This is a genomic window from Bacteroides sp. AM10-21B (assembly GCF_003472565.1).
GTDB classification, from domain to species: Bacteria; Bacteroidota; Bacteroidia; order Bacteroidales; family Bacteroidaceae; genus Bacteroides; species Bacteroides propionicigenes.
Map to the genome: position 1 here is coordinate 1 of NZ_QRME01000012.1, position 12,554 is coordinate 12,554.

Annotated in this window: 13 protein-coding genes; 10 read left to right on the forward strand and 3 right to left on the reverse strand. The window is 40.8% G+C overall.

Translation table 11 applies throughout. The annotated features are described in order from the left end of the window. Window positions 1-173 precede the first annotated feature (173 nt). From DW121_RS14300 to DW121_RS14315, 4 genes are all read left to right on the forward strand, one after another. A complete protein-coding gene (locus DW121_RS14300; RefSeq protein WP_118324194.1) occupies window positions 174-698 on the forward strand; it encodes a glycoside hydrolase family 108 protein in 525 nt (174 codons plus the stop codon). Between the two features lie 64 nt (window positions 699-762). Further along, complete coding sequence (locus DW121_RS14305) at window positions 763-1,305, forward strand: hypothetical protein (protein WP_118324196.1); 543 nt, start codon at window positions 763-765, stop codon at window positions 1,303-1,305. Continuing rightward, complete coding sequence (locus tag DW121_RS14310; RefSeq protein ID WP_118324198.1) at window positions 1,292-5,002, forward strand: phage tail tape measure protein; 3,711 nt, start codon at window positions 1,292-1,294, stop codon at window positions 5,000-5,002. The genes DW121_RS14305 and DW121_RS14310 overlap by 14 nt, the downstream gene beginning before the upstream one ends. Continuing rightward, entirely contained in the window at window positions 4,999-6,774 is a 1,776-nt protein-coding gene (locus tag DW121_RS14315; protein ID WP_118324200.1) for a hypothetical protein, read from the forward strand. Before DW121_RS14310 ends, DW121_RS14315 begins: the two co-directional genes overlap by 4 nt. A gap of 54 nt (window positions 6,775-6,828) precedes the next feature. On the opposite strand, the gene DW121_RS14320 is transcribed toward DW121_RS14315, so the two are convergent. Together DW121_RS14320 and DW121_RS14325 are read right to left on the reverse strand one after the other, a co-directional pair. Continuing rightward, window positions 6,829-7,248, reverse strand: a complete 420-nt coding sequence (locus DW121_RS14320) for a DUF5053 domain-containing protein (RefSeq protein WP_118324202.1) — start codon at window positions 7,246-7,248, stop codon at window positions 6,829-6,831. 44 nt (window positions 7,249-7,292) lie between these two features. Then, window positions 7,293-7,490 carry a hypothetical protein gene (locus DW121_RS14325; protein ID WP_118324204.1) on the reverse strand — a complete coding sequence of 66 codons (198 nt, stop codon included), beginning with the start codon at window positions 7,488-7,490 and terminating at the stop codon, window positions 7,293-7,295. Between the two features lie 282 nt (window positions 7,491-7,772). On the opposite strand from DW121_RS14325, the gene DW121_RS14330 reads away from it, so the two are divergent. The 6 genes from DW121_RS14330 to DW121_RS14355 all read left to right on the forward strand — a co-directional run bounded on the left by DW121_RS14330 (window position 7,773) and on the right by DW121_RS14355 (window position 11,217). Continuing rightward, complete coding sequence (locus DW121_RS14330; protein ID WP_118324206.1) at window positions 7,773-8,144, forward strand: hypothetical protein; 372 nt, start codon at window positions 7,773-7,775, stop codon at window positions 8,142-8,144. 388 nt (window positions 8,145-8,532) lie between these two features. Next, a complete protein-coding gene (locus DW121_RS14335) occupies window positions 8,533-9,846 on the forward strand; it encodes an exonuclease domain-containing protein (protein ID WP_118324208.1) in 1,314 nt (437 codons plus the stop codon). Between the two features lie 337 nt (window positions 9,847-10,183). Further along, window positions 10,184-10,381 carry a hypothetical protein gene (locus tag DW121_RS14340; RefSeq protein ID WP_118324210.1) on the forward strand — a complete coding sequence of 66 codons (198 nt, stop codon included), beginning with the start codon at window positions 10,184-10,186 and terminating at the stop codon, window positions 10,379-10,381. Next, the gene (locus DW121_RS14345; protein ID WP_118324212.1) at window positions 10,378-10,737 is read left to right on the forward strand and encodes a hypothetical protein; all 360 of its coding nucleotides are present in this window, start codon (window positions 10,378-10,380) and stop codon (window positions 10,735-10,737) included. Before DW121_RS14340 ends, DW121_RS14345 begins: the two co-directional genes overlap by 4 nt. After that, window positions 10,734-10,919 carry a hypothetical protein gene (locus tag DW121_RS14350; protein ID WP_118324214.1) on the forward strand — a complete coding sequence of 62 codons (186 nt, stop codon included), beginning with the start codon at window positions 10,734-10,736 and terminating at the stop codon, window positions 10,917-10,919. The genes DW121_RS14345 and DW121_RS14350 overlap by 4 nt, the downstream gene beginning before the upstream one ends. Next, window positions 10,912-11,217: a hypothetical protein gene (locus tag DW121_RS14355; RefSeq protein WP_118324216.1), complete on the forward strand. Its 306-nt coding sequence runs from the start codon at window positions 10,912-10,914 to the stop codon at window positions 11,215-11,217. Before DW121_RS14350 ends, DW121_RS14355 begins: the two co-directional genes overlap by 8 nt. A gap of 62 nt (window positions 11,218-11,279) precedes the next feature. Here the strand turns inward: DW121_RS14355 and DW121_RS14360 are convergent, their stop codons facing one another. Beyond that, a complete protein-coding gene (locus tag DW121_RS14360) occupies window positions 11,280-12,434 on the reverse strand; it encodes a tyrosine-type recombinase/integrase (protein WP_118324218.1) in 1,155 nt (384 codons plus the stop codon). Window positions 12,435-12,554: the final 120 nt, after the last annotated feature.

Genomic DNA, 12,554 nt, shown 5'->3' on the forward strand with positions numbered 1-12,554 from the left:
AAAGAAAGCCTTATCCGTACAATGCTTGAATATGGATACAGCAAGGCCGCTATTTGCCGAAAACTGAAATGCAATCCCAAAACTCTTAATGATCATCTTCAGCGGATGAATGTCCTATGTAATGGATAAACCACACACTACTTTTGCTTCGATTTTATTAATTCAAAATATCTATGGCAAAAGCAGAAGTCTTATTTAAAATCATCCGTAAATGGGAAGGCGGATGGAGTGACCACAAAAAGGACAAAGGTGGTAAGACCAATATGGGAATCACCTTGTCTACATGGAAATCATGTGGTTATGATAAGGATAGTGACGGAGATATTGACGCAGACGACCTACGTATGATAACTCCGGACGATGTTTTTCATGTTTTCAAGAAGCATTATTGGGACAGGTATCAGGCTGATTTTATACACAATCAGTCCATTGCCAACATTTGCGTGGATTGGATATGGGCATCCGGACGTTCCGGTATTACAAGAGTACAACAACTCCTGCAAATCAAGGTGGACGGCATTGTAGGACCTCAGACTGTTGCCAGTATCAATCTGGCCAATCAACGTCAGCTGTTTGAAACCATCAAGGCAGATAGAATTCGATTTGTTGAAGAAATATGCAAAAGAGACCCCTCACAAGTTGTATTCCGGAAAGGATGGATGAACCGGATTAATGATTTCAAGTTTTCTGTCCGCTGAATTCTTGTCCTTTTTTTCACTCTTCTCAGCCTTTAGTTTTGCGTCCGGAACTAAAGGCTTTTTTATGGCAATAACTGAAGAAAAGAGTTTAATGACCTCCGAGAAATTCAATCGAGGGGTTGAGAACTGGACGTGGAAAGTCAGGAATACTTCCGTAAGCATTCTACAACAGACACACGCAACTGGTAGATTACGTAGGGAACTGCAATCCCGTTGGCTGAAAGACCGTGAAGGCGGACCGGCTTATGTCGGTCTGGGCTTCCGTTTTGCCCGATATGGTGCATACCGGGAGTATGGCGCCGGGCGTGGATATATCGTCAAGAACGGAATTATAATGAAGGGACATTCGGCATGGAGCGATAAGAAGAAACGTCAGGAACTGCGTTCTCTACGTGTTTCTGAATATCGCATCCGGCGTATGCGCACCATTGATGAACACTATGCTGTTATCCGACGAAGTCCCCTACCCTGGTTAGACCCTCCCATTGTGAATAACATCGAATCACTGGCTGATTTATCCGGAGAGTATTACGGTGACCAGGCACTCAAGAATGTACTTCAGAAGTTTGATAAAATAACAATCGAAAAACGTTATGGCAAAAAGTGACAAGACTGTCAAAAGAGGTGTCTACTTGTACATCGATGGCAAAGAAATCAAGAATGACATCAATTCCATTGATTTGGAGATGAAACGTCTACAGCGTGACATTAAGGAAATGACACGCGGTTCTGAGGAATACAACCGCACCATGGCGAAGATACAGCATCTTCAGGGGATTTTAAAACAACATCGCCAGGAGATAAAAGGCATCACTACTGAAACCAAGAAGGCTACAATCAGTATCGGTAGCATGGTGGACTGGTTCAACCGGTTTGGTGGGGTTATCTTGTCCGTAATAGGTTTCCTGACCGGTTTTACCCTTGCCTTGCGCGCCATCAGAGACGAACGCAACAAGTTAGAGGAATCCCAGGCCGGGCTGAAAGCCTTGACCGGACTTGATGATGACAGCATTGCCTGGTTGACCGCTCAAGCTAAAACACTTTCTACTACCATGACTAAAGAGGGATTGCGTGTCCGACAGTCGGCAGCTGAAATCCTTGATGCCTTCATGTTGGTTGGTTCGGCTAAACCGGAACTGCTTGGAGATAAGGAAGCATTGAAACAGGTCACTGAAGAAGCGATGCGATTGCAAGCGGCAGCCAAAGATATTACACTCAATGAAGCGGTTGACTCTCTTACCTTATCACTTAACCAATATGGTGCGGCAGCTGACCAGGCAGGACGGTTTACCAATGTATTGGCAGCCGGTTCCCAAGCTGGTTCCGCCAACATTGCAAGTCAGGCAAAAGCTATCCGGAATGCGGGTACGGCAGCTGCTTCTGCCAACGTCCCCATCGAGCAGACGGTTGCATTGATTGAAACACTTGCCTATCGAGGCATTAAGGATGAAGTGGCCGGAACGGGATTGAAGAAATTCTTCTTGGTTCTTCAGACAGGAGCCGATGAGACAAATCCTAAAATTGTCGGATTGGATAAGGCTCTGGAGAATTTGAAGAATAAAAATATGGATGCAGGCGCCATTAAAAAGATGTTCGGGGAAGAAGGTTATAACACGGCATCCGTAATCCTTCAGAACACGGAAATGGTGAAGGACTTTACCGCTGCTGTTACCGGAACCAATGTGGCGTATGAGCAGGCGGCAATAAACAGTGATACGGCACAGGCGAAATTGGAACAGGCACGTAATAAAATGAAGTTGGCAGCTATTGACCTTGGCGAAAAGTTGAATCCGGCTTTGACGGTGAGTACCAATATGCTGACTAATGTCATTAAATATCTTCCGGGACTAATTGACTGGTGCAATAAATGGGGTGGCACCATCCTATATGTGGCGTCCTGTATAGCTATCTATACCTTACGCACCAAAGCATCCACCATTGCTACTGCAGCATGGAATGCTGTTACCAAAATTGCTACCGCATTACAGCTTGCCTACGGTATTGCTGTCAATACAGTTTCAGGTTATACAATCACTTCCTTTACACAACTGCGTAGACTCAGTACGTTAATGGCCGGTCATAATGTATTGCTCAAGGCCGTCCGGGTATCTACTTATCTCTTTGCCGGAACCATGCAAATGCTACAGGGGCGTGTGGATCTTGCTGCAAAATCCATGAAGGCTGCTTGGACGGTTATGAAACTGAGCCCTGCAGGTGCTCTATCTACGGTTCTTTTTGCAGGGGGCGCCGCTTTTTTATACTTATACAAACGTGCCAACGAGTACGTTGATGTCCAAAAAGCCACTAATCGTCTCCAAAAAGAGGCAGCTAAATCCACCGCTGACCAGCGCAAAGAGTTAGATGCCTTGTGGATGGTAGCGCAAAACGACCGTGTAGCTATGGATAAGCGTAGAGAAGCCATGGAGAAAATCAACAAGATTGCTCCCGATTACTTGGGTGATATCACTTTGGAGACAATCAATACGCAGAAGGCGGCTGATGCCAAGGCCCGATATGTGGAACAGTTACAAAAAGAGGCGATGTTGAAAGGTGCGTCATCTTATATTGAGTCTGAGAGCAAGAGGCTAATCGAATACCAGGTAGAACTGAACAAAGCATTGGCTGGTCAAAAGAAAGCGCGTGAAAGTGCTACGTATGCCCAGACTGGTTTCACCAGTTACGATGCTGCAGTGGAACAGCTAAAATTCGACATTGAGCACACTAAAAAGGCTATCGAAAGCTATATGACCATTTATGAACAGATTAGCAAAGAGTTGGAAGTCTCCACTAAAACAAAAGATGGGATGAATGGAAATTCAGGTGGCAATGGTGGCGACAACGGAGACAAATGTCCGATATGTGGGAACAAGCCTTGCACCTGCGATAAAAACAACACTGCTAAAGACAAATTGGCTCAAGCTGAAGAAGAACGTAAAAAACGCGTGAATAAGGAACTGGAAAGAATAGAAACTAAGCATTTGGCAGAACAGGCTCAATTGAAACAACAGTATTTGTCCAATGATAAAATGACACAAGAGGAATATTTGCAGTTTTTATCAGATTTGGAGATTAAATATTTGAATGAAAAGCTCAAAATTGCTGGCTTGGAACCGGAAAAACAGGAAGAGATAAATAATCTGATTCTTGATAAACAACTCAAGTTAAAAGAAAAAATCCGTGGTATTCTCAGTGCGATAGACCGATATACAGATGATGAGAAACAGAAGCAGCTGAATAAGTTGGATGCACAAGAAAGAAGTGAGCTACTGACGTTAAAGCAGGGGCAAGAACGCAAGCTCATGTCTGAAGAAGAATACCAGCAGGCTTTATTGGACATTCGTAAAAAATATCAGAAAGAACGGGAAAAGCTACAAGGCAAAGAGGATAAAAAAGAGCAGGAATATTATAATGAAAAACTTAAAAACATAATCTCAGATGCATATAAGTCCAAAGAAGGTAACCCGTTGAACTTTAAAGGATATTTTTCTTCATTGTATGAAGAAATGCAAAATGCACAAGAGGAATTGGACCTTAATCCGGAAAACTCCCCACTTACAAAATATCTGGGAGGATTGGAAAATGAAGCTGAACAAAAGTTGAAAGACATTATCAGCTTACTGCAAGAAACATCTACAGAAATAGGTAATGCGCTTGGCAATCTCATGACCGGTAATCAAGAGAGTTTCCGTGAATCTTTGAGAAGTATCCTTCAAACAATGCTTAGTTTCGTAGAGAAGGAAATGATATTGGCCATCGGCAGCGTTACGATAAAAAGTTTTTTTCTCAACCCGATAGGAGCTTTGGCCTCTGTTGGTAAAATACTCGCCATCAAAGCAGCTTTTGCTGCTGCTAAAACTGCTATCGGTAATTTCTACACCGGCGGCTACACCGGCCCGGGTAGTTGGGACCAACCACAGGGTATCGTCCATTCAAATGAGTTTGTCGCCAATCGTTTTGCTGTGGCCAACCCAAGTCTACGGCCGATATTTGATGCCATTGATGTGGCGCAACGCAGTGGAAATGTCGGCAATCTGACTACTGAAGATATAGCTGCTGTGGCAGGTCCCGGAAAGAGTACACGTTCCGTACCGGCCAAGGCACCTGCTGCCAGTGCAACAACGACGACCAATGACCCGGCGATGGTGGCGATGCTGATAGAATGTACCCGTATACTTCGCAAATTAAAGACTCGTTTGGACGAGCCGTTGGTGGCGGAAACTTATGTTACCGGCAAACGGGGTATCAATCAGGCTCAGAAAGAATATCAGAAGTTGAATAACAATAAATCACGTAATAAGCAATGACCGAATTATATATTAACGGACAATTGGCTGTTCTTCCTGAAGGGTTCAACATCACGTTCACCTCCGAGAATCCGTATTTCACCCGTAGCTCCAATTATTCCTTGGACATAGAACTCCCCATGCCTGCCAATCATGCCATATTCAAGCACGTAAACAGACTGGATGTAACGAAGAAAAAAACTATTCTTCCCGCCATGCTTATTGTTGACGCTAAGTGTCTGCTATATGGTAGCGCGGTGCTGCTGGCAGTAGAGGACACATTGGTCAAAGTACAGCTTGTGTCGGGTAATGCGGAATTTAACCTTCTGACAAATGATGATATTTATATCGATGAACTTGATTTGGGAACGGTCAGTTGGCCAAACAATAATCAGAACCGTTTCCAACCACCTGCCAATATGGTAAATTACTATGGGTCGGTGGATAATAGTGAAGCTGTATGGCTGCCGGTATTCTATCAGGAGGCCAAATGGGAGAATCTTCAGAACGATGCAATTTATGAGTTTGGAACGAACAATTTCACTCTCTGCCCTTATTATGGTCGTCGATGTGTACAACCATATCTTCTGACCGTTATAAAAAAAATAGTGGAGTATTTCGGTTATACGTTTGATACCTCTTTCTTTGATAATAATTTCTTACGAAATATTTATGTATGTAGCGCAGTGAGCAGTAACCGTATATCCGCAGCATTGCCACATTGGACCATTTCCCAATTTTTTGATGAATTGGAGAAATTTCTTTGTGCGGTTACAACAGTCAATGAACATACTAAAGTTGTAAAACTTGTAAAGCTGAATACCTATTTTACAGAATCCAGCAAAGAGATTATCCATGCTTCTTCTCTACTGCAAGAATTCATTGTGGATATTGAGGATGAAAAGAAAGAGAAAGATTTGAGTATCGGTAACGTGAGTTACAATCTTCCTTCTCATACAGATGACGGTTATTTGAGACTTGATAAGGATTTATTAAATGCAGCACATAAAATAGAATATACCACCTATTCGAATATGAAATACGCCTATGACAATATGAATAAGGAAGAGAGAAAGAAAGTGATATTTGTCGTAGGTAAGCGTTACTACATCAACTACAATGAAAACAATACAGATACCTTGCGTGAAGTAAATCTATATTCAGATTTGATTCGCAATCCGGAATCTTCAGAGCCGGATACCTCGCTTAATATCGTTCCAGCCAAAATCCTTCAGTTTAATGTTGGTGTGTATGGGTCTGTAGCCGAGTATGATCTGAACCAACCATATACCTCTATGGTATTGAATATTCCGGCAGTGGGATATCAAGTCACTGTGGACAAACAAGAATATTTCAATATTCAGGAAGCAATAAATGGTAATGTTGAGTTGAAAGATAAACAAGAGAAAAACGAGCGTATGGAAGTGGCCATCAATACAGGAGAGTTCAACCGTCAGCGTGTAACTTACAGTGGCCAGACGCATTTATATGATTATGCCTACCCTTTTACAGACTATCGACAGTACACTGAAGCTCAGGAAACAGCTTTCCTTAGATATTCCCTCAGCCTGAATGATGTCTGTACGGACAGTGTAGGTAATCTCATGACCAATCTTAAAATATTTCATTCTAATATTCCTTACACCATTCAATTTACAGCCAATAGTCTGCCGGATGTGAATAAGGTATTTCTCATAGGCAATCAGCAGTACTTATGTGAGAAGATTGAGGCAGAGATAGATGCAGATGGATTGAATAAGGTATTGAAAGGGACTTTTTACAGGATAGAATAAAAATCCCCGCAGTGGCTCGAAACTGCGGGGGTAAAATGTTCAATAAAACGTCTATCAAGCTATGGATAGCGAGCCTAATTTGTTACAAATGTCATGGATGGCATTATTAAAAATCAGCCTGTCCTGTTCACTTAGCGTATAGACACGGCCACGCACTTTATAACCGTAAATGCGCTGTTGCAGCCAAGCCGTACTTTTCCCGAAATAGTTACGAGCTATATAAGAGATTGGTACTATTTCTTTCATCTCTTTTATCCTTTCCTGTAAGGCTATCATACGGTTCAGTTCGTCCGCTTCGGCAGATAGTTCATGATACCCGTTCAGTAAGTAGTCAGCAATAGCCTCTGAATCGGCTTCCGTAGTGTAATGTTCCTGTATGTATAGGAATTTCTGTTGGTATTCCTCTTCTTTGTTAATTGAATCTCCATTCAGAATGGCAGTGAGTTCCTTCAGTTCATCATTGATTGTTTTCATAAGCGGCTTTTTTTGCCCCCTCTTTTTGCTCGAGGGGGCTGTTTTTACTTTTCTAATTCTTTCAGTTTGGTTTCCAGCATTTCTATCAGATGGTCTATTCTTAACTTCTCATCAAGTATGGCATTCATTTTTTTTTCTGGTAACCCTTTACTGTTTTCAAACGTCCATTGCAGCATTTTTTGCTTCAATCTTAGCTCGGTTAGCTTCTGGGCGATTAGCAAAATCTCTTTTTTGTTTTCCATTACTTCCTTGTTTTATTGAACACTACAAAGATACATAGTATTTTTGATATGTGCAACAATAACACATAATAAATTTACTATGTGTTATTGCTTTTTATAAATCTGTACCTCTTCCATTTCCAGGAACTTTTAGTATCTTTGCAGTGCCCAATATAAGCCAAACGTTTCAATTCCTTATGCCGTGCAACCTGTACTCAATCGGGTTCCGGGTGGTTCCGGTGGGCGCGCGGCATAAGGAATTGATTATTTAGATATGAATTCATTGGAAGATTTCATTCATATATGTCAGAACAAACCATTATTCATCCTAAGGATATTAAAGACAAATTTCGGGAAAAAGGTTATAATATGGAACGTATAACGCAAGCTATAACGGAAATAGATTCAGAAGGATTAATTTCTACAGCACGAGGAAAATCTGAATCTATTTGTTTGACCCGCGAAGGCAAGAAAGCTGCAAAAATGGGGTTTGCCAAATATTTGGAAATGAAGGAAAAAGAAAACGAACTGGATAGCAGGATAAAGGAAACGACATTGTGGGGAAACTATATCAATATTGCCAGCGCTGTTTGGGGAGCGGTGGGTTTTATATTAGGAGTCCTAACAAAAGACCGATTAGCAAACTTATGGGAGTGGTTATCTGCAATGTTCTGATTAAACTGCATTTCCGTTGCAAACGAAACAGCTGTTCTTCCATCTCGATGGAGTAATCCTCTAATTCAGAGCATTTATTGGCTGCATATTGTGAAAGCTCTATAATCTTCTGTATATCTTTATCAGTATATTTCATGATAACTTTCTTTTTTGCAAAAATACTATAAATAATTGACGTTGAAGCGGAGAAGTAAAAAATCTCCGCTTTTCTTTTGTTATCTCTGTGTTATTTACCACTTTTGCATAATCCCAAAAAATTATAGTGACTTAGTTATCTTGATACTGAGAAACGAACATGAATCCCTTTTCAAAACGTAATCCGTAAAATCGGATTAAGGTTTCACTAATACCTTTGGGAGCGTTTTGATAAGGGATTCGCCATATCTATATGATGGAAAATCATTCATTCATAGCAGTAGATTTTGAGACGGCTACCCATAATAGATTTGCCTGTCAAGTAGGCATTGTTGTTGTAAAAAATGGTATCATACAAGAACGGATATCACGATTGATTCAACCACCAGGCAATAAATATGATGACATTACAATACGTGTTCATCACATAACTCCGGAAGTTACCGAGCAGGCACCAACCTTTGACAAGGTATGGGAGGAAATAGGCCATTATTTTTCAGAGACTACAATTGTATCACATAATTCTCCATTTGATTCAAGTGTACTGTTTATAAACTTGGAGTACTATGGTATTATGCCTATGGGTATAGAGCCTCCAATGTTTTGGAAAGACACATGCGGTATTTATGACCATATGAGCCTACATAAACTCTGTGAAGCGTTTGGAATGGATACAAACAAACACCATGACGCATTGTTTGATGCTGAATGTTGCGCACAATTCTATCTGAACTATTTGCAAGGTATAAAGCCGGATTTTACTCTTATAACTTCAGAGCCAAAGAAAAACAAATTCCAACGTAAAATGTCACGCCAAATTTGTGGTGATGTCTTAAAGAAAGACTTATCTCATGCCAATCCCAATAATCCTTTCTATGACCGAAAAGTAGTTATTACAGGAGAATTTATCCAAGACAGAAAATGTATTGCCCAATTCTTAAAAGAGATGGGAGCTGATGTGGATACGGCCATAACCAAAAGAACAAACTTTGTTTTGATAGGCATTGATCCAGGTCCCAAAAAGTTGGAAAAGTTAGAGAAACTTATACACGATGGCTTTAATATTCGCAAAATATACCAACATGATATAGATGCAATCTTTGAAGGAAACTGGGAAGGTTATCATGCTGAAAAGGAAGTAAAAAAAGAACTATCCTTGACGTATGACCATTATACAGTGCACCATATAACGTTTGAGAACAAATACAATATTATTGCTTCCAAAGAATTATTCTATGGTAAGGGTTTTAAAGGTAATTTCGATTTATTCAATCAGATTACAGGTAATTTAGGAGCTTCTGGAGACACACAGATCTATCCGGAAACGAACATCTGTGTGTTAAGTGATTCTACAGTTGAAAAATTAAAGGTAGGCGAAAAAGATGAAACCATTACATACATAGAAAATTATTACAATAACAACAAGTCTATTGTGTTTGACTTCTCTTTTATCTCAGAAAGTGACATTTTAAATTTCTGCAAAGATAGATGTGAATGGTGTGGTGATGAAGTAACGTTGGAGTTATATAAAAAGTATATGAAGTCAGTGCCTCAAACGGGGATATAATCTTATCTTATGAATAAGAAAAGCGGAGATAAAAAAATCTCCGCTTTTCTTTTGCCATTCTAAAAACAACCTCTATATTTGCAATGACTTCCATTTGATGTAGGCGACGAGTAGTTCGCCAACCGATTGCCGTTGGCATTTTTTATGGCCATCGGTTATCTATATAGTTCCGACCCCCGTGTGGAGCGTTAATGCGCCCACTGCCTGCATCAGGTGGAAGTCAACGGGAAAGCGGAACTTTCTTTTTTTGAAACATGTTTTCTTATTTTTTGGGTATTGAAAGTCTGCTTTCCCGTCATTTATTAACCATATTGTTTCATTTTAATTGACTTCCAAAATGAAAAAACAACCTCAAAGCGCCCGCGGACGCTATGTATCCGCAGAGAAGGTTCAAGAACTGTTTGCCCGGTTGGGTATCGAATTGTGCGCCGGACGTAAACGTATCCGTGCTGCACGTAGTGACAAATCCATTTCCATCTATGTCAATGGTGGGACAGTCAACATTACTTTTAATGAGAAGGGAGGCAAAGCATGATGTTCTTTGTTTACCATCTGCAGACCTATTCACCGAAGAACCGGGCATGGAAAAAGGTGATTGACCATGTAAAGAAGTACGAGTATATTCTTATCAAGGATAATCTTTCTTTGGATGCACTCAAGCATGAATTATGTGATGTGGTCAACCGCATTAATGCCGAACACCCCAAAACGAAACGTATGCAATACACCGCTGGTCCGATTGACAATAGCCGTACCATACGTATTGAAGCTTATGTAATGAGTGGCGGATATCCGGACACAATATTCATTATCGATATTTGCAAAGTACGTTCCGTTTATCAGTTCAGTGAGAAGACGAATTTGCTGGAACAGAAAGGAGGTGAGGCATGAATGATGAATTCTTTATCACCAAGACTATAGACATAGGCAGTGAAGGAACCAATTCTGTGAAATATCATGTGTATGCACGCAATTGTGATGGTGAGATTAATGAGATAAGCTATGAAGAACTGGTGCGATTTAACAAGTTCCTTACTAATTATTTAAAAAAAGAGGAGGATAGCCATGAATAGTCGTAGGAAAATAGGCTTTCGAGCATACAATGATGATGTTCGGGATTCCGAAGAAGACGAACAGAAGAAAAAACAAGCCGAACGGCAAAAAGCTATAGCCGATTTTATCGGCCATAACTATTCGCCTATTGGTACTGCTTCTCAAAAATGCTACAAGACTTCTGCGGAATTGGTGTATGACATTTCCAATATTGTAGATGTCCTCCCCAAAGAATTGGCTAAACAGCTCGGTGATGCCGGATACCATGTAGAATATCTGGCCGGACAGCCGTACTGGGTATTGTATGAGAAGCCATAAAAACATTAACCGGATATTTTTTTTATTTTTGAAGTCCTTGCTCGTGAGAGTAGGGGCTTTTTTTAAAATATTCCATCGTAATTCTTTATCAGGCTATTTGCTTCCTGAATGTCGTGCGGTGTATATATATCCGTCATGAGGATGCTGCTATGTCGTGCCTGGTCACGTACGCTCAATACGTCATAATGCCGAAGCATGTTGGTGATTCCGGTATCCTTCAATGAATAGAACTTATACTTTACCGATAATTTTAAATCTTTCCGTACATGCCGTGACCACCAGTCGCGGAACATCTTTTCGGATCGTTCCGTTTTTCCCGGCTTTAATCCATCTGAAAACAGGTAGTAGTCTCCTGGGTAGTCGAATATTTTTAGGTCGAGCATGAGGTGGATGACTTTTGTCGGTAATGTGATGGTACCGTCTTTCCGGTTTTTGGATATGGTGTCCTCGACGAAGATGGTTTGTCTGACCAGACTGATGTTTTTCAATTTGAGACGTGTCATCTCTGCCGGACGTATGAAACAGTAATATAGAATATAGCTTGCCAACAGCATATATGGGTTCTTTTCGAGCAGATAGCCATGTATCTTTTGCAGTTTGTCTTCCTCGATGACACACCGTATTTTCTTCTTTCCACGTCGTCCAAGGCTGCTGATGCCTTCAGTCGGGTTTTTAGTGATATAGTTGTGATTCAAACAGAAGGTGGAGAAGGATTTTAAAAATCCCAAGTAGTTGTCACGGGTAAAAGCCGTGTTGTCCCTTGTAATGTAAACTTCATCCAATAATAGAACACAAAAATCCTTGTCGAACTGGTAGATATAGGTGATGGGTATTTTCTTCTCCTCATTGAACGTTTCCATATTCCGGAGATAAGAGGAATAGGACTTGATTGTTTCCTGACGATAGCGTCCATCGCGTAGCATCTTTGCAAGAAATGTGCGGTACAGGTCTATGACTTCGCTGAAGAGCATATATGCGGAACTGGATTCCTGCTCTATCCAAGGATTCCAACCGACAGCCAGCTTTTCTGATATACGGTTCATGAAGTCTTTGGCATACTTCCGCCTCTCTTTGATTGAATCAATATAGTTAAGTTTGAATTTCTTGCGCTTCATGACTCCAGTGGTCGGACAGAAAGCATAGAAGTCAATGTACCAGTCTTTACCGGTGTGCAGTACTGGAGGTGTGTAACTTTTGATTTGCTGACAATTAGGCATTTTTTTTATTTGTTTTCGCCCGGAAGCAAAAACAAATACGTTAATATTTCTCGTCCCGATTTCGTCCCGGCTGTCTGCCTTAAAAACGAAATAAGTCACTGTAAAACAGTGACTTATTCT

What these genes read in the sequence shown, in the direction of transcription:
- DW121_RS14300 (WP_118324194.1), top strand. Translation starts at nt 174, where the DNA reads ATGGCAAAAGCAGAAGTCTTATTTAAAATCATCCGTAAATGGGAAGGC.
- DW121_RS14305 (WP_118324196.1), top strand. Translation starts at nt 763, where the DNA reads ATGGCAATAACTGAAGAAAAGAGTTTAATGACCTCCGAGAAATTCAAT.
- DW121_RS14310 (WP_118324198.1), top strand. Translation starts at nt 1,292, where the DNA reads ATGGCAAAAAGTGACAAGACTGTCAAAAGAGGTGTCTACTTGTACATC.
- DW121_RS14315 (WP_118324200.1), top strand. Translation starts at nt 4,999, where the DNA reads ATGACCGAATTATATATTAACGGACAATTGGCTGTTCTTCCTGAAGGG.
- DW121_RS14320 (WP_118324202.1), bottom strand. Translation starts at nt 7,248, where the DNA reads ATGAAAACAATCAATGATGAACTGAAGGAACTCACTGCCATTCTGAAT.
- DW121_RS14325 (WP_118324204.1), bottom strand. Translation starts at nt 7,490, where the DNA reads ATGGAAAACAAAAAAGAGATTTTGCTAATCGCCCAGAAGCTAACCGAG.
- DW121_RS14330 (WP_118324206.1), top strand. Translation starts at nt 7,773, where the DNA reads ATGTCAGAACAAACCATTATTCATCCTAAGGATATTAAAGACAAATTT.
- DW121_RS14335 (WP_118324208.1), top strand. Translation starts at nt 8,533, where the DNA reads ATGATGGAAAATCATTCATTCATAGCAGTAGATTTTGAGACGGCTACC.
- DW121_RS14340 (WP_118324210.1), top strand. Translation starts at nt 10,184, where the DNA reads ATGAAAAAACAACCTCAAAGCGCCCGCGGACGCTATGTATCCGCAGAG.
- DW121_RS14345 (WP_118324212.1), top strand. Translation starts at nt 10,378, where the DNA reads ATGATGTTCTTTGTTTACCATCTGCAGACCTATTCACCGAAGAACCGG.
- DW121_RS14350 (WP_118324214.1), top strand. Translation starts at nt 10,734, where the DNA reads ATGAATGATGAATTCTTTATCACCAAGACTATAGACATAGGCAGTGAA.
- DW121_RS14355 (WP_118324216.1), top strand. Translation starts at nt 10,912, where the DNA reads ATGAATAGTCGTAGGAAAATAGGCTTTCGAGCATACAATGATGATGTT.
- DW121_RS14360 (WP_118324218.1), bottom strand. Translation starts at nt 12,434, where the DNA reads ATGCCTAATTGTCAGCAAATCAAAAGTTACACACCTCCAGTACTGCAC.